Raw genomic sequence first — 19,786 nt, 5'->3', positions numbered from 1 at the left:
GGGGTGAGAATTTCGGGCCGTTGAACGGTCTACTCCTCACGGCGCCCGGTGCCCTCGCGATCGCCCGGGTAGCTGCGGGCGAGCGGAAACGCAGGCAGCCAGGATTCGCGACGCACGGTCCAGCTTTCGTACGTGGGGGTCAATTGGTCAGGGGCATCCAGGCAGCCCAGGTTGATTTCGATTTCATCGACGCTGCGGTTGAATACCGAGGAGCCGCAGCGCGGACAGAAATGCCTTCCCGCGTAGTCGCGGGTTTCGCCAGTGATCGTCACTGCATTCTCAGGAAATATCGCCGAGGCGTGGAACAGCGCTCCGTGGAATTTGCGGCAATCAAGGCAGTGGCATAGTCCTACACGGTATGGCTGACCAGACGCTTCGATACGTAGATCGCCACAGAGGCAGCCACCGGTGATGGTTTGCATGCTTGTCTTCCTCTCTATCGTATTCCGGGTCTTCGGTAAAAATAGACTGTTCAGTAGCCGGGATCGATGTGAGTGAATCTCCACTGGTCGCGCGAACTTGCTCTATAGACGCAATACAACTAGATTTGAATCCATAGATTCAGAAGCGAGATTTGATATGGCCGTTGCTCTTCAGGAAAAAGCCTTCTCCAAAAGCCAGTGTGTGGCCGGCTTGCGCGCAGCCGTGGGTATTCTGGAAAAGTGGACCGCTTCCAGTGACCAGGCCTGCCGCATCCTGCGCATCTCCCGCAGCACATACACGCGCGCCCGACAACGCGACCCGGACTGGGAAGTTGCTCTGGACGCTGATCAAATGCAGCGCATCAGTTTTGTCCTCAACATCCATGCCGCCCTTCGCCTGGTGTTCGATAACCCGGACAACGTGTACGGCTTCCCTTCGATGGTCAACAACAACGAATTTTTCAATGGCCGCAGCCCACTGGAGATCATGGCGCAGGGCGATATGGTCTCCCTGTACGAAACCTTCCGGCGCATTGACGTGTTGCGTGGCGCGCAGTGGTAGCGCTGAATGATCTGGCAGAGTCTGCCGGCAAGCGCATACAGGCTTATCGACTGGTCAACTCGAAGTTTCCGCCTATCGCGCTCTTTAACGACGTCGCCGATGCGGATGAATTCGAAGTGCTGTATCAAATCCAGGAATTGACCAACCCCAGACTGAAAAATGAACTGGGTCGCCTCGAGTTGATTCCTCGACGCGAGATTCCGTTCGGTATTCCCGGCTGCTCTTACGCCATAGCGCCCTTCACCCACGTCAACCCGGCGGGCTCGCGCTTCAGCGACGGCAGCTTCGGCGTGTTGTACCTGGCCGATACCCTGGAAACGGCGCTCGCCGAAGTTCGTCATCATCAAAGCCTCTATTGGTCCAACGTCCCCAGCCTCAACTACGAACGCTTTGTGTTTCGTGGGCTGTCATGCTCTTTCTCGGATAAAGGCATGAGAGACGCCGCAACGATTGCGATCACAGACCCGATTTACGACCCCGACGATTACAGCTATTCCCGCCTGCTGGGAACGCTGATCAAAAAAGCACGCTGCCCGGGCATTCGCTATCACTCGGTGCGAATGCCGGGCGGTTACTGCTGGGCGCTGATGACACCGAAAGTGGTGTTATCGGTGATTCAGACAGCGCACTACGAGATGGTCTGGAATGGTCAGTTGACGAGCGTGAGTGAGATTAGTGAGGCGTGAGGGATCGGCGTGTGGTGGCGATTACCAACTGCCGTAGGGGATGCCGTATTTTTCTATGTAGCGCTTCGCTTTTTCACTGACTGGGTAGGCGTACCTTCCTTCGGTCTTACCTTGACTAGGCCCCAAGGGTTCTACAACCGCTTGCGCTCTGGCGACTTTTATCTTGTTAAAGCATTGGTCTTCTACCCATATCTGAACCACGCCGCCAGGCGCCAGCCCGACATAAACTGCTGCACGGTAATTTGCAGAATCTTGAGGTCTGCTCGGGCAACGTTGGTAGGTGGAGTCGTGCATTATTTGTCGTGCCTCTGCCGGTATAACGACCCATGCATGATAGGTTTGCGGCTCCACTATAGATTGCCAGCGAACATATATGCGCTTGGGTAGTCCTGCCCCGACCACTCCTCGAACACTGCCACTGATGTGACGGCCCCATCCCCGAGCTGCCTCAGTTCCATCCTCTGGCTCCCCCCCAGAAGCACGCCCCCCACCCGTACGGTTGAAGATCTTGCCATCGATGTCTTCAACTGCGCTGTCTTCCACCCAGGTCTTCATATAAAAAGGCTCGTTGAAGCTCAGGCTCCACCATGGATTTTTGGGATCAGCTTCACCGAAAAGCGATTGGGCTGCCTGACAGCCGGAAACCAGCAAAGCAATTAATAAGATGACCATGAATCGCATTAAAATAGCCTCCAGCCTGGATCCGCCACATGAGGATGGCGAACGCGAACTCCGTCGTTGGTTGGTGCATTTGTATAGCGTATTTTCAATCCGCGCTCGCGGTTACCGCCCACCGGGTTGCTCCAATTAGCTGACATATGAATGTATCTGAGCTTCAACAGCTCCTCCTCTTCGGGGAGCGGTTCGTATTGGCCCGAAAGTACGCGCTCAGAGAATCGCTCAATCTCAGGTGGAATGCCATAGGCAGGCGTTGCAGGAATATCGTCAAACTGGACGCCTTTCTCCTTCGCTAATTTATGCATCAAGAGAAGGGACACTATTGACAACTTTCCGCTAACGGATCTTTTCAATTGCAAACCGGCGTATGCCCTGACTTCATTCGAGCCTAGATGATCTTGCTCGGACCTCGCTAAATCTGTCGGGACAGGTGTCACGACCTCCAACATCTCCTCTGGCCAGCCCTCGGCGATCCATTTGGCTTTTTCCTGAAGCGCATCTTGATAAATCGACGTAGTACGTATGTCGCTATTTGTAGTAATCGTGAGTGCTTGCATCGGGCTAACCAGTACGCACTCCTCAATTTCTTCGCGATAACCACCGCCGATATCAGAATGCACACCCGGCAGTGAAATCTCCCGGTGTGCTGGAATGACAGTGCTTAGTGCAAAGTTAGCCCGATGCTCGTCGCGCGCAGTTATATGGACAACGTCGGTGAAATACTTTCTGTCCAGGTATAAATTTAAGCCAGGTGCCACAGGACTTTTTATATCACCGAAGTTTGTAATGCCAGCAACAGACGGCACGGTGTCAAACAGCCCTACAAAACCGACGATAATCTCTCTGTTGTATTGGCCGTCAAAGCTCATGCTTAGTCCGTTAGCGTTGGACCTGAGCACTTCCCCCAATGGACCATGCTTGCACCTTACGATTTCGTTGGCAAAGTGCCGTGCTGCAGCAGCACCTCGGCTGAACCCAAAAATATCGAATGTCAACAAAGCAATTTCGCCGTCAGGATTTCGTTCAATAACCCGCTTGATTAACATTTTTAAATCGGCAAACGCTTGCAGCACTTTACCTGCGACGCCCGTGGTTCCTCGACCACTTGCAGCGCTCAAAAGGCTATCTTCTGTTCCCGCATCGGTGCCAATTCCTTCGACATAAAGGCTACGAACTACAAGTCTGCTCGAATTTCCGTCATCAACATCTTTAGATTCCGGATAGAGATCAAACAGCTTAGAGACATTACTCACATCATTCCCATAACTCCCCTCCGGATCCGCCATATACGGCTTGCAGCTCGCATCGACATCTTCGGGGCGGATGGGGTGGTGGGCGCCGCAGAGCAGGCCTGAGGCCGAGTTGTTGGCGTTGTTCAGCGTACCGTCGAAGAACACGCCGATGCGTAACGCGACGCGGATTTTTTCTTTCGCGGCGGCGGGTGCCTTGCCGTGTTTTTCATATTCGGCCCAGCGCTCGGCGTGGATGTCGACGGGCTTGGCTTCGTCGTATCGGAAGTTTTTCGGGGGGTTGGGGACGTATCCACTCATTCCTTGATCACCTGCTCCTTGGTAACGGGCGCAGAGAGTGTCATTGCTCAGGCGATCAGGCAACGCCTAGCTACGGGCCATCATCAGAGGATGGCCCGGTCATCCAGACATTGCTGGCGTCGATAGTCACCATCAACCCAATGAAGTTCTCATAAAAATTGCGCGGCGTAACATCGCATCCATACCAACCAATAACACCCGGAGCACACCATCATGAAACGCCAACTCTTCCTCAGTATTGCTTTCTCGGTTCTTGCAGTTAACGCTTTCGCCGCCACCTCTGCTCACCCGATTGTCGCCGAAGGTGGCTCCGATCGTCTGATCGAACGCCGCGTTGCCGAAGGCGGCTCCGATCGCTTGATCGAACGCCGCGTTGCCGAAGGTGGCTCCGATCGCCTGATCGAACGCCGCGTTGCCGAAGGTGGCTCCGATCGCCTGATCGAACGCCGCGTTGCCGAAGGTGGCTCCGATCGCCTGATCGAACGCCGCGTTGCTGAAGGTGGCTCCGATCGCCTGATCGAACGCCGCGTTGCCGAAGGTGGTTCCGACCGGCTGATCGAAAGCCGCAATGTATGAGTGAATACGTGCGCAGCAACACCGAACGAAGCCCGGCTAAACAGTCGGGCTTTTTTTATGTGGCCAGCAAAGGGAAATGCTTGCTGGACGACCGGTCAGAAAATCCTTCGAACGTCATCGTCACCGCGCCTTCAAAGAAGTAAGCACAGCACCCGCGCTGCGCACAGGAGCGATCATGAATAACGACAATTACCTGCAAGGTGGTACGGGCAGCGAAGAACCGGTCCCCGTGTCCAATCCGGAGAATCCGGGGCATCACGATGAAGGTACCAATGTCGACGATCACGTACCGCTCGACCCGAATGACGACAGCCCGGTCGAAGACGAACTGGCGGGTCGCTAAAATCGTTCAAGGCTCATGCGACGTCATCGCCTGAGCCTGCCACAGCGCTCTGAACGGTCCATCGCGCTTGAGCAGGTCTTCCGGCATACCGTCTTCAACAATTTCCCCCTCATGCAGCACGATCACCCGGTCGAAATTGGCGATGGTCGATAACCGGTGGGCGATTGCCAGCACCGTTCGCCCGTGCATCAACGCGGTCAGTGCGGTGCGAATCACCGACTCGGTCTGCGAGTCCAGCGCGGAAGTCGCCTCGTCCAGCACCAGAATCGGTGCGTTCTTGAGAAACGCCCGCGCCAGCCCGAGACGCTGGCGCTGGCCGCCGGAAAGCATCGCCCCGCGCTCACCGATCAGCGTCGAATAACCATGCGGCAAGGCCCGGATGAACACGTCGCAGTAGGCTTGTTTCGCGGCGTCCATCACTTGCTCTTCAGTGGCTTTCGGCTGACCGTAGGCGATGTTTTCGAAGATGCTGCGGTTGAACAGCGCCGCCTCCTGGGGCACCACGGCGATTTGCCGGCGCAAACTGTTCTGGCTCACCGTACGGATGTCGCGGTCATCGATCAGGATGATGCCGCTGCGTACGTCATCCAGGCGTTGCAGCAAATTGATCAGGGTGGATTTGCCCGCGCCGGAAGTGCCGACCACCCCCACTGTCTGCCCCGCCGGAATGTCCAGAAACAGGTGTTTGAATACCTCCCGACCATCCGGATAGCTGTAGCTCACATCGATGAATTTTATGCTGCCGCGGGTTGCCTGCATCTCCTCCGGCGCGTCGGACAAGGCATGCGGTTGCACGATGATGCGCAGGGTTTCAGAGATATCGCCGAGCTGCTGCGAGGTGTCGACCAACGCCAGCGCCAAGTCTCGGGAGCCGTGGAGGATGCGGAAGGTCAGCGCGCTGATCATCACCACGTCGCCGGCGGTAATGCCGGCCTCGCGCCACAGGCTGATTGCCCAGATGAGCATGCCGCCCGCCATCACCGACAGAAAAATATCGTGCAGCACGCGGGCCTTTTCCAGATAGATCCAGCTGCGTCGCTGGGCCTTGGCTTCGACGCCGATGGCGCGTTCCAGCCGCTGCCGTTCGCGGTTGCGCGCGGAGAACGCTTTGATCGTCCAGACATTGGAAACCAGGTCAACAATTTCGCCGCCGACCCGCGCCGATTGCGAGGCAAAATCGATGTGCCGTTTACGCCCGCGAATCCCGAAAAACGTGATCAGCAGGCCGACGACAAAAACGCAGCCGATCAATGCGCCGGCCATGCCGATGCTCACCGTGGAGAGCACAATCACGGCGCCGAGAAAATCCACGCACGGCGGAATGATCTTCCACGCCAACCCTCCGTAAATCGACCCGGCGGCCGCGCCAGCCGAGGAAATCCGGTTGGCCAGAGCCCCGGCGAAATGCTGGGAAAAATAGCGCATGGGGTGGCCGGTCAAGTGACTGAACAGGTCGACCCGCAAGTCTGCGCAACTGGCGACTACGGTGCGACAGCCGAGCCATCCACCCAGCCGCCAGAAAATATTCTCCAGCACGATCAAACCGATAAACAGTGTGAACGGAAACCAGATGTGCGCGCTGGCCCGATCTCCCAGGGTCATGACGTCCACCAGCAATTTCATGCCGTATTGCACGGCAACTGCGCAGCTCGCGGCGCCCACGACCAGAAAGAGCATCCCGCCAAAATGCCAGGGACGTCGAAGCACATAGCGCCATAAAAACGCTACCGGTTGATCGGGCAACTGTTGTTCTTCGACTTCCTCTTCACGGTCCATGGTCGTCCGCACCGGGGGGAGTGAAACGTTGCGTCAGTTGTTGCAGCGCCAGGGCAAGCGGATGGCAGGCCGCACGTTGGCCTTCGCCATCGGCGTAACCGAACAGGCCGGCCGGGCAATAGCGGTCGTTGTCCCAACCGGGGTAATCGAGAATCGGGTACCAGCAAATGCCTTCAATCGGCACACCGCGACGTATTGCCAGTTCAACCTGCTCGCTGACATACGCCAGCCACGGCACACGCTCTTCGCCTTCTGCACCGGTTTCCGAGATGAACATCGGCCGTCGATAGCGTTGATGCACCTCGCTGAGCATGCCCGCCAGCGGTCGATATTGTGGCGCATCGCGGAGGATTTTCGGGCCGTTGAGAATCCACTGGTTATGCGGGTAGTAATTGATCCCGATGATGTCCAGATAAGACTCCTGCCCGCCCAGACCCGGCCACTGCCTGCCGGTGAGCAATTCCCAGGCATCGAACTGTGACTGGCGATAATCCTCGGCAGCGTTCACCTGATCGATACGGTGCGAACCGGCAATCACGTTGATCAACGGTTCACACTGCACAAACCGTGCGGTCGGCGCCTGTTCGCGGATCGCTTCGATGGCGGCGATGCTCGCACGCACCAGTTGATGCTTGAGCTCCAGGCCGCGTCCTTGTGCCGATGGATTGAAATACCCGACTGCCCCGCCCGCCCAACTCCAGAACGAAATTTCGTTCAGCGGCGAATAGAACGGCACCTCAATCCCCTCCTCCCTGACCAGTCGCGCAACCGCCCCACAGAACTTCGCAAAACGTTCGACGAACGCCGGGCGCCAGATGTCCAGGTCATCGGGGTAACCGTAGTGACACAGGTCCCAGATCACCTGCAGATCGCTCGCCTGCGCCGCTCGAAGCATCGGCAGGAAACTGCTCCAGTCGTAATGCCCCGGACGCGTCTCGATCAAGTGCCAGCGCAAACCATCGCGGACACTGCGAATGCCGGTCGCCGCCAGTTGCCGATAGTCACTCTGCACCCACCGCGCATGGCCGGTAGACGTTGAAAGGTCCAGCCGCCGCCCGTCGTTGCGGCGATGGGAGGAGCATTCGTAGCCGCCCAACAGAAAACTGTTGAACGTCCCGGGCGCCGTCATGAGGCCCGGGCCGGCTCGGCGGCGATCATGACTCCACTCCATCGGCCGGCACATTCGCCTCGGTGGCTGCTTCAGCGATGCGTTGATAAAGTGCCAACGCCTGGCCGACTACCTGATCCATGTTGTAGTACTTGTAGGTCCCCAGCCGACCGAGAAAAGTCACGTTCGGCGTGGTGTCGGCCAGCGCCTTGTAGCGCTTGTACAACTCGGCATTCTCCGGACGCGGCACTGGGTAATAGGGATCGCCGTCCGCACAGGGATATTCGTAACTGATGCTGGTCAGCGGGTGGGTTTGCCCGGTCAGGTGTTTGTATTCGGTGATGCGCGTATAGGGCACCGCTTCGTCGGGATAGTTGACCACCGACACCGGCTGAAACTGCGCCTGATTGAGCGTTTCGTGCTGAAATTTCAACGAGCGGTATGGCAGCTTGCCGAAGCAATAATCGTAATACTCATCGACGGGACCGCTGTAAACGAGGTGGTCGTAGCTGACCTGATCGCGCACACCGATGAAGTCGGTGCTCAGCAGGATGTCGATGTTCGGGTGTTCGAGCATGCGTTCGAACATGCGCGTGTAGCCGTCCAGCGGCATCATTTGAAAGGTGTCACCGAAATAGCGATCGTCACTGTTAGTGCGGGTCGGCACGCGCGAGGTCACCGATTTGTCGAGGTCCGACGGATCGAGGCCCCATTGTTTGCGCGTGTAACCACGGAAAAACATTTCATAGAGTTCCCGACCGACCTGGTTGATCACCACATCTTCCGAGGTACGAATGCTCTCCACCGGTTGCGCACGGCTGGCCAGAAATTCGGCGGCTTGTGGCTCGGTCATGTTCAAGCCATACAACGTGTTGAGTGTTGTCAGGTTGATGGGGATGGGCACCAGGTGCTCAGACACCTGCGCCAGCACACGATGTTCATACGGGCGCCATTCGGTAAATTTCGATAGGTACTGAACGATCCGCTCGGCATTGGTGTGGAAGATGTGCGGACCGTATCGATGAACCATGACGCCGGCCTCATCGAAATGGTCATAGGCGTTGCCACCAATGTGCTCGCGCCGATCGATCAGCAGGACGCGTTTACCGAGGCCGCCAGCCAGACGCTCAGCCAGAACGCTGCCGGCAAATCCGGCACCCACGATCAGGTAGTCGTAGCGTTTCGCAGCGGAGCCGTCGATGGCAGATTGCAGGGTTATCTCAGGCATTCGATCTGCTCCTTCATCACGGCGCAGGTCTTGTCCCATGACATGCCGTCGAGGACGGTGTCGATGCGTTGGGTGAACGCTGCGGTGTCGCTGTCATCGGTCAGAATGCTCTCGATGGCAGCGATGAATTCAGTCGCCGACGCGGCGATTTTTACCACGCCGCTGTCGCCGTAAGTGCGCACGACATCAGTGATGGGTGTGGAGACCACGGCGCATCCGCCTGCGAGGTATTCCGGTGTTTTGGTGGGGCTGATGAAGCGAGTCGATTCGTTCAGGGCGAACGGCATCAGCGCAACATCCCAACCGGCCAGGTACGCCGGCAACTGCGAATAATCCTTGCTGCCCAGATAATGAATATTGGGATAACGCGGCAGCATCGCCGGGTCGATCTTGACCACCGGACCGATTAATACGATTTGCCATTGCGGCCGCTGGCGGGCCAGTTCATCGACTAGCGCGACGTCGAAGCGCTCGTCTATCACGCCGAAAAATCCCAGCCGAGGATGGGCAATATTTATCTGATCGGCCGGTTCAGCAGGCGATTGGCGTGCGGCACCGAAATGCTTGAGGTCAACACTGCTGGGCACGGCATGCGCGTTTGCGTGAAGTTTGCGCTTGGCTTCCCAAAGGCTGTAACCACCGGTGAATACCACGTCGGCCCGATTCATCAACTGCCGTTCTTTTTCCACCAGTTCCCTGGGTGCGCCTTTGAAGGCGGACAGTTCATCCATGCAGTCGAAAATGGTGACCTGCCCTTCGAGGTGCGAGGTGAAATCCAGACTCATCGGCGTCAGGTACCACAACAACAATTGCGACGGCGCCTGGACTGCCAGGTAGTCGTCCAGCAATTGCCGCTGGGTAGCGTTGATTTGCTGCGGATCGAGGCCGCCGCGCATGTGCGGCACGAGGACAGTCACACCCTCGGACGGTTGCGACTGTTCGAGCCAGGCGATGTCTTCGGCATCGTGAATCGGCTCTTCGAAAAACAGCACATCGTAGTCCTTGGCCAGGCGCGACATTACATGTTGCGGGCGCTGATAAACAAAGCCCCAGCGTAAGTGCGACAGGCACAACAGAACAGGACGCAAAGACAGCGCGAGGTGCGGATCGGTGGACAGGGAAGTCGGTGTCAGTTGCGAGTCAGGTTGCTCAAGAAGATTCATAAAAATTTCCTTTCGGTCATTGCCAAAACAAAATTCGAAGCAGAGTAACCACCTGACTTCGACGCTAACCCATGCGACTGAAGAGCAGATTCCGTGATTGGCTATCACCTTCTGCACGCTTCTAAGGTTTTGAGGCACTGCGTATCGCCAGCGTTCAAAAGCCTTTTGTTTAAAGCGGATGAAGGGTATGTACCGGTCGCACTAATTCTCTGAACTAGTCGGATATGCCGACCCCATAACTACAAGCGACGCAACTTTGCTCGCCTCGGGATGAGGGTGGGATCATGATTTTGGTGACCGGAGGTGCTGGCTATATCGGGGCCCACGTATGCGTGGAACTACTGCGCAAAGGCCACGATGTCTTGATACTGGACAACCTGTGCAACAGCTCGCGAGTCGCGATAGAACGAGTCGCCGCAATCGCCGGTGCGCGACCGGGCTTCATTAAGGGTGATGTGCGCAATCGCACGCTGCTCGAGCGGATTTTTGATGATTACCCCATCGATGCCGTAGTGCATTGCGCCGGCCTGAAAGCCGTGGGCGAGAGCGTGCGCGAACCGTTGCGTTATTTCGAAACCAATGTCAGCGGCAGCGTGACGTTATGCCAGGCGATGGCGAATGCTGGCGTGCACACGTTGTTGTTCAGCTCCTCGGCGACCGTCTATGGCGATTGTGCGCAGATGCCGATCAACGAAGCCTGTGTGCCGGGTCAGCCGGCCAACCCTTATGGCCATTCAAAACTCATGGCCGAGCATGTCATGACCAGCATTGCCCGGTCGGATGAACGCTGGTCGGTGGGTCTGTTGCGCTACTTCAATCCGATCGGCGCGCATCGCAGCGGCGGTCTGGGTGAAGCGTCAACCAATACACCGAATAATCTGCTGCCGTATCTGTTGCAGGTAGCCACCGGAGAGCGCGACGCGCTGAATGTCTTCGGCGACGACTACGCCACACCCGACGGCACCGGTGTACGCGATTACATCCATGTGATGGACCTGGCGGCGGGACATCTCAAAGCGCTGGATTACCTGCAACACAAAACCGGCGTGCATGTGTGGAACCTCGGCACCGGGTGCGGTTATTCGGTACTTGAAGTGGTGCGCGCGTTCGAGCGCATTTCCGGGGTGCCCGTTCCCTTGAACTACAGCCCTCGCCGCAGTGGCGACATTGCTCAATGCTGGGCCGACCCGGGCAAGGCCGAGCGTCAGCTGGGCTGGCGTGCGACACGAGATCTGGATGAAATGTTGCGGGATGCCTGGCGCTGGCAGTGTCAGAATCCCAAAGGTTACGAAGCGGCAGCGTTGGTGAGCTAACCGATAAACCTGTCGCAGCCTGCGTCGGTCTGTGTAGCAGCTGGCGCAGCCTGCGTCCGGCTGCGCAGCGGTCGCTAATCCAAATCACGCGATAAGCCTGATTCACTGCGCAGGATGATTTTACGACTGCTGCGCAGTCGGACGCAGGCTGCGCCAGCTGCTACGAAGTGCGGGGTTGTACGGCCTCTAAAACGAATCAAGCCCCGCACTGGCAGGGCTTGAAAGGTGTCACGCGGCATTAAGACTTACGCGCGCCACCGCCGGAGCTTTGACCTCCTTTTTTGCCTGCTTCCGAGGCTTTTTGCTTGTCGTCGGCGAAGTTGCCGCCGCGACCGCTGCCTTGTCCGCCGCTGCCCGAAGCGCTACCCGAAGCCTGGCCGCCTTTCTTACCGGCTTCAGAAGCTTTCTGCTTGTCATCGGCGAAGTTTCCGGTGTTTTTGTTTCCGGTATTAGCCATTTTCGTTCACCTCTACATTGCTGGAATCGAGCACGGGGCTCGTTTAATTCCGAGAGGTGCAGCAAGCCGAAAGTTTGATCGAAATGCACACGTCACGACGAGCGGGCACCGCTCTCGATTCCACTTTAACCCAGCGACGTATCGAGGAACATCATCACACCAAAGCCAAGCATCAAACCCAAGGTCGCGGGTGTTTCATGACCGTTACGGTGGGTCTCGGGAATTACCTCGTGGGACACCACGAAAATCATCGCGCCAGCCGCCAGCCCCAACGCCACGGGGTAGCCCAACGCAAAACCCGACGAAACACCCAGCCCGATAATTGCGCCCAAAGGTTCCATCAGCCCGGACCCTATGGCGACCAATGCCGCACGAATCGAAGAGATACCCGTCACCCGCAGCGCCAGCGCAATGGCCAAGCCTTCCGGAATGTCCTGAATGGCAATCGCAGTCGTCAGCGGCAGCCCGACTTTCATGTCACCGTCGGCGAAGCTGACACCAATGGCCATGCCTTCCGGCAGGTTATGCAGAGTAATCGCCAGCACAAACAACCACACCCGGTTGAGCCGCTGGACATCCGGCCCACGGCGACCGCTCTTCTGGTGTTCATGGGGGACAAAACGGTCGAGACCGACCATCAATGCCACGCCCAACGCCATGCCGAATACAACGACGGCAGCCGCAATCATCTTGTTGCCGGTGATGGATTCAGCAGCCGCAATACCGGGGAGAATCAACGAAAAAGAACTCGCCGCCAGCATCATGCCGGCGGCAAAGCCGAGCATGGTGTCCTGGGTGCGCACAGCCACGTCGCGCAGCACCAACGCCAATGTCGCGCCCAGCGCTGTCGCGCCAAAACCTGCCGCGCCACCGAGCATGGCGTAGCGCAGCACTTGCGGGTTTGATTCGGTCAATGCGCTATAACCGCTAAAGAGCAACAGCAGTGTGACGACAATCAAGGTTAACCAGAACAGAACGCCCGGCCAGCTACCGCTCTTGGCCATTTCGAGCCATGAACGCGATGGATGTGCACCAGACGAAGCTGGATCCGACATAAAACCTCCTACCGACCGTTTGCCCGTTTGTTGCCTGTTCGTGAGACGCCCGCCTGTATTTGCCGGGTAATGCGCTGGGCCTCTTGTTCAAATGACCTGGCGGTCGCGTTGAACAGACCCGAAACATCTTCAACGAAATTGACGGACAGACCTCTGGATTTTGCAACCATTGCTTCTCACCTCTACCAACTGTAGCAACTTAAAGGCACCGCACGCCTTATCGGCGTGCGGTGAACGCAGTGACGCTTCACACATCGGGTTTGACCAGCAACCCGGAACCGATATCAGCACCGGTCATTGGGTCACTGTCGGGGTCGGACATCGTGCGGGCCTTCATGTCCATCAACAGTTCTTCTTCATCGGCACTCAACTCGACGCTGGCCGTGCCATCGCCGCCATCAACGGCCGGCATTGGCTCTTCCACAAATTCCCAATCGTCGCCCTGATTCCACGGCCCGCGAGTGCTGCCTTCGCCCTGGGACATGTTGTAGTAGACGTTGGTGAACTCCGGATTGCCGGGCAATTTGCCTTGGGGGAAGTTCGGCTGGATCGAGTGCAGCGCTTTCTCGAAGGACAGTTGATGCGCGATCTCACGCGTCATGAGAAAGCCCAGCGCTTCTTTCACGCCGGGGTCATCGGTGACGTTCATCAAGCGTTCGTAGACAATCTTCGCGCGGGACTCGGCGGCAATGTTGGAACGCATGTCCGCGGTAGGCTCGCCAATGGTATCGATGTAAGCCGCCGACCACGGCACTCCGGCCGAGTTGGTCAGTGGCGCACCGGCGCCATACAGGATCTGGGTGATGTGCGAGTCGTTGCCCGCGCCGTTGATGGCACGGTATAGCTCGCCCTCTTCTTCCACGCCTTCAGCCAAACGGCCTTTTGCGCCCTTGTTGAGCATGACGATGATCGAACCGACGATCTCAAGGTGACTGAGTTCTTCGGTGGCGATGTCCATCAGCAGATCTTTCCTGCCTGGATCATCTTCGGCCAACGCCTGGGTGAAGTAGCGGGAGGCGGCTGCCAGCTCACCTTGTGCCCCGCCAAATTGTTCGAGCAACAGGTTAGCCAACCCTGGATTGGGTTGAGCAACCCGCACGGTGTATTGAAGTCGCTTGTTATGTAAAAACATGACTGGATCTCCTCAGGCCAAAAGGCGCCGATACTCATCCGGGGATGGCTCGAATGCGGCGCCCACAGTTATCTGAAGCACGGTCCCGTTTGAAAATTTTAAAAAAATTGGCGCCTCGCGACGAGCGGCATGAAACCCCGATTTAACGCCCGGTCGTCGGCGCGCTACTGCGTGCGCTCAAACTTTCTACAGCGCCGATTCGTCTATATTGCACCCGGAGCGGATCTGGTCTTTGTAGCAGCTGGCGCAGCCTGCGTCCGGCTGCGAAGCAATCGTAAACCGGTCAACGCGGGGAATCAGGACAACCGTGATCTCTGGACTTACGACTGCTTCGCAGCCGGACGCAGGCTGCGCCAGCTGCTACAGAATCGTGGTTATCACTGACGGCAGTCACCATCAACCTTTGCTTTTGCTCGGATCGGCAGAACGCGGGAAGGTGCGTTCTTCTTCGAGGGTGCCGTCCTCGCGGTGAATTTTCAGGGACGCAGTTTTGCCGTCCAGAAATTCGCGCGCCAGTTTGATGATTTCCGCCTTGGTCGAAGCCGTTTTCGAAGCACGGTCCGCGCCTTGCTTTTTCAATGACCAGCCGGTGTCGGTTTTGGTGATGTGATAGTTGTCCATCCGATCTCCTCGCGCCCGTGGCGCATTAGCGATGTGGTGTGCTGTTGACCGCTGCCCTCGTCATGAGTTTAAAAAGTGGTCGGGGGATGACCCTGCTTGGTGTTAAATAGGCCACCTCAGGCTACAGCTCACACCCTGTCGCGTATTCAGTGCAACGAGAACCGATATGAACGCCTATTCCAACACCAGCGAATTCCCTGCCATCGGCACAACCACGGTGGTCAGCGCATGATTGAAGTGACTGAAGTTTCCATTGCCGAGCTGCGTGCGGCGCTCGAATCCGGCCGGACCACGGCGGTCGAACTGGTTCAGGCCTATCTGGAGCGGATCGAAGCCTTCGACGGGCCGACCACCCCGACCGCGCTGAACGCAGTCGTGGTGCATAACCCGCAAGCACTGGAAGAGGCACGCGCATCCGACGCGCGCAGGGCCAAAGGCGAAACACTCGGCCCGCTCGATGGCATTCCTTACACCGCCAAGGACAGCTACCTGGTGAAAGGTCTGACCGCTGCGTCGGGCAGCCCGGCCTTCGTCAATCTGCTGGCCCATCGCGACGCATTCACTATTGAACGGCTGCGCGGCGCCGGGGCGATCTGCCTGGGTAAAACCAACATGCCGCCGATGGCCAACGGCGGCATGCAACGCGGCGTCTATGGCCGGGCGGAGAGCCCGTATAACGGCGACTACCTCACCGCGCCTTTTGCCTCGGGTTCCTCCAATGGTGCAGGCACAGCGACGGCCGCCAGTTTCGCTGCCTTCGGCCTCGCCGAAGAAACCTGGTCGAGCGGTCGCGGGCCGGCGTCGAACAATGGTCTGTGCGCCTACACGCCGTCACGCGGGGTGATCTCGGTGCGCGGCAACTGGCCGCTGACGCCGACGATGGACGTGGTTGTGCCGTTCGCCAGAACCATGGCGGATCTGCTGGAAGTGCTCGATGTGGTGGTCGCGGAAGACCCCGACACCCGCGGCGATTTGTGGCGTTTGCAACCCTGGGTGCCGATTCCGAGCGTTGCCTCGGTGCGCCCGGCCGCTTATCCGCAATTGGCGGCTGATAGCGCTGCGCTGGCCGGCAAGCGCTTCGGCATACCGCGCATGTACATCAACGCCGACCCCGACGCAGGCACCGCGCAGGCGCCCGGCATTGGCGGGCCAACGGGCCAACGGATCAACACGCGGCCTTCGGTCATCGCCCTTTGGCAAGAGGCCCGACACGCGCTCGAAGCTGCCGGCGCGCAAGTGATCGACGTCGACTTCCCGCTGGTCTCCAATTGCGAAGGCGATCGTCCAGGCGCACCGACGGTGTTCACGCGAGGCCTGGTGTCCAAGGAATTTCTCCACCACGAATTGTGGGACCTGACCGCCTGGGCCTTCGATGATTTTCTGCAAGCCAACGGCGATCCGCAGCTGAACCGCCTTGTGGATGTCGACGGCCCGCTGATTTTCCCGCACGACCCCGGCACCCTGCCCAACCGTGAAGGCGATCTCGTCGCCGGCATGGACGAATACGTGCGCATGGCTGAACGCGGCATCACGCCGTGGAATGAAATCAGCACGGTGGCGGACGGCTTGCGCGGGCTCGAGCAAACCCGGCGCATCGACCTTGAGGACTGGATGGATGAACTGGGCCTGGATGCGGTGCTGTTCCCGACCGTCGCAGACGTCGCACCGGCCAATGCCGATATCGAGCCAGCGTCGGCCGATATTGCCTGGAGCAACGGCGTCTGGGTGGCCAACGGCAACCTCGCCATCCGTCATCTCGGCGTGCCCACGGTGACGGTGCCGATGGGCGTGATGGCAGATATCGGCATGCCGGTCGGGCTGACATTTGCCGGGCGCGCCTACGACGATTCCAACCTGTTGCGCTTCGCCTCGGCATTCGAATCGACAGGGTCAAAACGCCTGATCCCGCCGCGCACTCCGCCGCTGTCTGCCCGCTGAAAAATCGGGACTGGAGCATTCAGTCCCGCCTCTCCAAGGCTACTTGACCAGACGCTTTTCCTTGGACGGCCGATAGCCGAAATAGGCGCTGTAGCATTTACTGAAGTGGCTGGGCGACACAAAGCCACAAGCCACCAGTACGTCCACCTGGGACAGTTCCGTGTGCTGCAGTAACCGCCGGGCCTCGGTGATGCGCAGCTCCATGTAATAGCGTTGCGGCGTGGTACCCAGTTGTTCCTTGAACAAACGCTCCAGCTGGCGGCGTGAACGACCGGCGTAAATCGCCAACTGCTCCAGTTCCAGCGGTTCTTCAAGGTTGGCGTCCATCAGCTTCACCACTTCTCGCAGCGGTGCACTGACGCAGACATTTTCCGCCAGCTTGATGCGCCGATAGCGCGATTCCTCGAACGCCAGAATATCCTCGATGCCTTCAACCAGCGCCTTGTCGTGCAAGCCCTTGATCCAGTCCAGCGCCATGTGAAAAGCCCCCGAAGGGCTGGACGCGGTAAGCCGGTCTCGATCGATCACATAAGGTTCGCTGGTGACATGGGTGGCTTTGGAAATTTCCGCCAGTGCCGGACGGTGCTCGGGGTGAATCGCACAGCGGTAGCCATCGAGCACCCCCGCGCTGCCGAGAAACCACGCGCCGTTCCACAGGCCGGCAAGGATAACGCCGTGATCCGCCGCCAGCCGCAGCAAGTAGTTGAGTTCATCGCCGGCGTTCAGTTCGGTGCGGTAGCCGCCGCAAATCACCAACAGATCGAGGTCATGGATTGCCGATGTATCGATGCGCCCGTCGGGGCGGATCACCAGACCGAGGTCGCTGATGACCTCGCCGTCATGCAGGCCGAAGGTGCGCGATGAGAACAAACCCGGGCGCAGCAGATTGGCCGTGACGATCGTGTCCAGCGCTTGGGTGAATGCGGGCAGGGAGAAATGCTCAAGCAGCAGGAAACCGGTGCGGGTGATCCGAGCCGGCTGAGATGGCTCATTCAGATAGCGGAGGTTTTTGCCCTTCATGCCACCGCTGAATTGACGTCTTTCGGTCAAGGTGCGACTCACTCGGCTGCGTTGATGAACCTGGCGTCAGGTGCGCTGATGAAACGCCATGCTAACCGTAGATCTTCGACAAATATATCAATCCTGATACATGCCCCCTCGCACCTGTGGTACATAACCATGACCGCGCGATCCAAGAGGTTTGCTTATGTGCCGCTCTTCCCGTTTGCCGCTGCTCGCCGCCCTGCTCGCTCTGTTCGCGGGCGCCGGACACGCCGCCACGCCTTCGCCGGCACCCGACAGTCTGCAACCGCTGCTGGCGACCATGTACGAACGCCTGAACATCGGCGATCTGGCGGCGTTGGCCAAGTGGGACAGCGGCAAGCCGATCCAGGACAACGCGCGGGAGGCGCTGGTCATCGCCGATGCACGCAGGCAGGCCACGCAGAACAAGGTCAACGCGGACGAGTTCGCCGACCTGATCGCCGCGCAGATTGAGGCCAGCAAAGTGGTGCAATACGGGCGACTTGCGCAATGGCAGGCAGCGGGCAAGGCGCCCCCTACCCCTCGACTAGATCTGGAGAAGCAGATTCGCCCGCAACTGGATCAGTTGCAGCAGCGTCTGTTGCAGCAATATGCGGCTTTTTCGCGGTATCGCACCGACCCGGATTGCCCGCACTGGCTGGGCAAGACCCGCGCAACGTTGATCAAGGATCAACTGCACGGTCAGGCGCTGATCCGCGCGTCCGGTGAACTGTGTGCCGTCGGCCGCTGACGCCAGGCCTCCTCGACATCGCACCCGCTGAAAAAAATCCGGACCGCTACGACGCCCGATCGACTACCATGCCCGCCGCCGGTTTCCAAATGGGATTAATAGGGAATCCGAGGTGCCTTGCATGGCATCAAACGGAACTGCCCCCGCAACTGTAGATGCCGAGCCTGCTCCTCAACTGCCACTGGGATGATTCCCGGGAAGGCTGGAGCCAGGCGACGACGCATCAGTCAGGAGACCTGCCGGCCAAGCAAATCACTAACCGGCGGGGTGTCCGGGAAGGACATCCTTGCGCCCGGTTCCCGAGTTACAACGGCAGCGATCAACGATGTGTTTCCAGTCCGTACCCTGCTTTTATGTACGGTCAACCGGAGATTGCGTCATGCGGCTGTCGCGCCTTGCCACCCTCGTCACTGCCTTGGGTTTTTCCACCCTCGCCCATGCGGCACCGACTCACTATCCCCTGACGGTGGAAAACTGCGGCAGCACGCTGACGTTTGCCCAGGCGCCGAGCCGCGCGGTGACCATTGGCCAGGCCGGCACCGAGATGCTCTACGCCATGGGCCTGAGCGACAAGGTGGTCGGCACTTCGTTGTGGTTCAACAATGTGTTGGCGCAATACCAGCCCGTCAATGACCGCATCGAGCGTCTGGCCGACAACGAACCGAGTTTTGAAGCGGTGATCGGCAAGCGTCCGCAACTGGTCGCCGTCGAGCTGGAATGGATGGTCGGGCCGCAAGGCGCGGTCGGCACCCGCGAGCAGTTTCATGAGATGAACATCGCGACCTACCTGATACCCTCCGATTGCGAAGCCAAGGACAACCTGGTCGGCGCCGACGGCACGCGGCTCGAAGCCTTTCGCGTTGACAGCCTGTACAAAAGCATCAGCCAACTGGCGCAGATTTTCAACGTGCAGGCGCGCGGCCAACAACTGATAGCAACGCTCAAGGCCAGCCTGGCGAAGTCGGTGGCGACGGCCGCGCAGAACAAGGATTTGCGCCACACCAGCGCACTGTTCTGGTTCTCCAGCGCCAGCCTCGACATCGACCCTTACGTTGCCGGACACAAAGGCATTCCCGATTTCATGCTCAACACCCTGGGCGTGCGCAACGTGGTGGAATCCGACGAAGAATGGCCGACCGTGGGCTGGGAAACCATCGCCAAGGCCAACCCGACCTTTCTGGTGATCGCGCGCATGGACCGCCGCCGCTTCCCGGCTGACGACCACCTGAAAAAACTCGAATTCCTGCGCAGCGACCCGGTCACCCGCAACATGGACGCGGTGAAACACAACCGCATCATCATTCTCGATGCGATGGCCATGCAGGCCAGTGTGCGCATGTTCGAGGGTCTGGAAACCCTGGCGACGGCCATCCACGGCTACGACCTGGGGCAATGACGGCGATG

At 58.7% G+C, this 19,786-nt stretch carries 20 protein-coding genes and 1 riboswitch; of the genes, 8 read left to right on the top strand and 12 right to left on the bottom strand.

Annotated elements, in window-relative coordinates; all coding sequences use genetic code 11:
• Positions 1-29 precede the first annotated feature (29 nt).
• Entirely contained in the window at positions 30-422 is a 393-nt protein-coding gene (locus ACYZTS_RS17835; RefSeq protein ID WP_461990897.1) for a GFA family protein, read from the bottom strand.
• 157 nt (positions 423-579) lie between these two features.
• Here ACYZTS_RS17835 and ACYZTS_RS17830 point away from each other — a divergent pair, with 157 nt between their 5' ends.
• Together ACYZTS_RS17830 and ACYZTS_RS17825 are read left to right on the top strand one after the other, a co-directional pair.
• Positions 580-984: a hypothetical protein gene (locus tag ACYZTS_RS17830; RefSeq protein ID WP_028622940.1), complete on the top strand. Its 405-nt coding sequence runs from the start codon at positions 580-582 to the stop codon at positions 982-984.
• Positions 978-1,670 carry an RES family NAD+ phosphorylase gene (locus tag ACYZTS_RS17825; protein ID WP_461990895.1) on the top strand — a complete coding sequence of 231 codons (693 nt, stop codon included), beginning with the start codon at positions 978-980 and terminating at the stop codon, positions 1,668-1,670. The genes ACYZTS_RS17830 and ACYZTS_RS17825 overlap by 7 nt, the downstream gene beginning before the upstream one ends.
• A gap of 21 nt (positions 1,671-1,691) precedes the next feature.
• On the opposite strand, the gene ACYZTS_RS17820 is transcribed toward ACYZTS_RS17825, so the two are convergent.
• Positions 1,692-2,351: a DUF2931 family protein gene (locus ACYZTS_RS17820; protein ID WP_461990893.1), complete on the bottom strand. Its 660-nt coding sequence runs from the start codon at positions 2,349-2,351 to the stop codon at positions 1,692-1,694.
• Positions 2,351-3,898 (bottom strand): phospholipase effector Tle1 domain-containing protein, encoded by a 1,548-nt coding sequence (locus ACYZTS_RS17815; RefSeq protein WP_461990891.1) that lies wholly within the window; start codon positions 3,896-3,898, stop codon positions 2,351-2,353. The genes ACYZTS_RS17820 and ACYZTS_RS17815 overlap by 1 nt, the downstream gene beginning before the upstream one ends.
• 213 nt (positions 3,899-4,111) lie before the next feature.
• Between ACYZTS_RS17815 and ACYZTS_RS17810 the strand changes: the two genes are divergently transcribed.
• Together ACYZTS_RS17810 and ACYZTS_RS17805 are read left to right on the top strand one after the other, a co-directional pair.
• On the top strand, positions 4,112-4,474 hold the full coding sequence (locus ACYZTS_RS17810; protein ID WP_461990889.1) for a hypothetical protein: 363 nt from the start codon (positions 4,112-4,114) through the stop codon (positions 4,472-4,474).
• A 175-nt stretch (positions 4,475-4,649) separates the two neighbouring features.
• The gene (locus ACYZTS_RS17805; RefSeq protein WP_161781298.1) at positions 4,650-4,817 is read left to right on the top strand and encodes a hypothetical protein; all 168 of its coding nucleotides are present in this window, start codon (positions 4,650-4,652) and stop codon (positions 4,815-4,817) included.
• A gap of 6 nt (positions 4,818-4,823) precedes the next feature.
• On the opposite strand, the gene ACYZTS_RS17800 is transcribed toward ACYZTS_RS17805, so the two are convergent.
• From ACYZTS_RS17800 to ACYZTS_RS17785, 4 genes are read right to left on the bottom strand one after another with little or no spacing between them, the layout of a single operon-like run.
• Positions 4,824-6,593, bottom strand: a complete 1,770-nt coding sequence (locus tag ACYZTS_RS17800; protein WP_028622945.1) for an ABC transporter ATP-binding protein — start codon at positions 6,591-6,593, stop codon at positions 4,824-4,826.
• On the bottom strand, positions 6,583-7,722 hold the full coding sequence (locus tag ACYZTS_RS17795; protein ID WP_461990887.1) for a glycoside hydrolase family 1 protein: 1,140 nt from the start codon (positions 7,720-7,722) through the stop codon (positions 6,583-6,585). Before ACYZTS_RS17795 ends, ACYZTS_RS17800 begins: the two co-directional genes overlap by 11 nt.
• A gap of 25 nt (positions 7,723-7,747) precedes the next feature.
• Positions 7,748-8,929, bottom strand: coding sequence for a UDP-galactopyranose mutase (glf, locus tag ACYZTS_RS17790; RefSeq protein WP_028622947.1), 1,182 nt, complete (start codon positions 8,927-8,929; stop codon positions 7,748-7,750).
• Positions 8,917-10,092: a glycosyltransferase family 1 protein gene (locus ACYZTS_RS17785; RefSeq protein ID WP_461990884.1), complete on the bottom strand. Its 1,176-nt coding sequence runs from the start codon at positions 10,090-10,092 to the stop codon at positions 8,917-8,919. Before ACYZTS_RS17785 ends, glf begins: the two co-directional genes overlap by 13 nt.
• Positions 10,093-10,376: 284 nt before the next feature.
• Between ACYZTS_RS17785 and galE the strand changes: the two genes are divergently transcribed.
• Positions 10,377-11,405: a UDP-glucose 4-epimerase GalE gene (galE, locus tag ACYZTS_RS17780; protein ID WP_461990882.1), complete on the top strand. Its 1,029-nt coding sequence runs from the start codon at positions 10,377-10,379 to the stop codon at positions 11,403-11,405.
• A gap of 238 nt (positions 11,406-11,643) precedes the next feature.
• On the opposite strand, the gene ACYZTS_RS17775 is transcribed toward galE, so the two are convergent.
• From ACYZTS_RS17775 to ACYZTS_RS17760, 4 genes are all read right to left on the bottom strand, one after another.
• Entirely contained in the window at positions 11,644-11,862 is a 219-nt protein-coding gene (locus tag ACYZTS_RS17775) for a KGG domain-containing protein (protein ID WP_461990880.1), read from the bottom strand.
• Positions 11,863-11,987: 125 nt separating this feature from the next.
• Positions 11,988-12,866, bottom strand: a complete 879-nt coding sequence (locus ACYZTS_RS17770; protein WP_236645628.1) for a ZIP family metal transporter — start codon at positions 12,864-12,866, stop codon at positions 11,988-11,990.
• 298 nt (positions 12,867-13,164) lie between these two features.
• Positions 13,165-14,049 carry a manganese catalase family protein gene (locus ACYZTS_RS17765; protein ID WP_461990879.1) on the bottom strand — a complete coding sequence of 295 codons (885 nt, stop codon included), beginning with the start codon at positions 14,047-14,049 and terminating at the stop codon, positions 13,165-13,167.
• Positions 14,050-14,445: 396 nt separating this feature from the next.
• Positions 14,446-14,670 carry a DUF2188 domain-containing protein gene (locus ACYZTS_RS17760; RefSeq protein WP_028622655.1) on the bottom strand — a complete coding sequence of 75 codons (225 nt, stop codon included), beginning with the start codon at positions 14,668-14,670 and terminating at the stop codon, positions 14,446-14,448.
• Positions 14,671-14,898: 228 nt separating this feature from the next.
• Between ACYZTS_RS17760 and ACYZTS_RS17755 the strand changes: the two genes are divergently transcribed.
• On the top strand, positions 14,899-16,608 hold the full coding sequence (locus tag ACYZTS_RS17755) for an amidase (protein ID WP_461990876.1): 1,710 nt from the start codon (positions 14,899-14,901) through the stop codon (positions 16,606-16,608).
• A gap of 39 nt (positions 16,609-16,647) precedes the next feature.
• Here ACYZTS_RS17755 and ACYZTS_RS17750 read toward each other — a convergent pair whose 3' ends face one another.
• Positions 16,648-17,658, bottom strand: a complete 1,011-nt coding sequence (locus tag ACYZTS_RS17750) for a GlxA family transcriptional regulator (RefSeq protein ID WP_461990874.1) — start codon at positions 17,656-17,658, stop codon at positions 16,648-16,650.
• Between the two features lie 157 nt (positions 17,659-17,815).
• Between ACYZTS_RS17750 and ACYZTS_RS17745 the strand changes: the two genes are divergently transcribed.
• Together ACYZTS_RS17745 and ACYZTS_RS17740 are read left to right on the top strand one after the other, a co-directional pair.
• On the top strand, positions 17,816-18,382 hold the full coding sequence (locus tag ACYZTS_RS17745) for a chorismate mutase (RefSeq protein WP_461990873.1): 567 nt from the start codon (positions 17,816-17,818) through the stop codon (positions 18,380-18,382).
• A gap of 62 nt (positions 18,383-18,444) precedes the next feature.
• Positions 18,445-18,640: riboswitch (cobalamin riboswitch) on the top strand.
• 121 nt (positions 18,641-18,761) lie between these two features.
• Positions 18,762-19,778, top strand: coding sequence for an ABC transporter substrate-binding protein (locus ACYZTS_RS17740; protein WP_461990871.1), 1,017 nt, complete (start codon positions 18,762-18,764; stop codon positions 19,776-19,778).
• Positions 19,779-19,786 lie beyond the last annotated feature (8 nt).

The sequence above is a fragment of the Pseudomonas sp. TMB3-21 genome, assembly GCF_054898145.1.
Note: the sequence above shows the minus strand (reverse complement) of the source record. Positions and strands in the feature narration are given on the sequence as shown.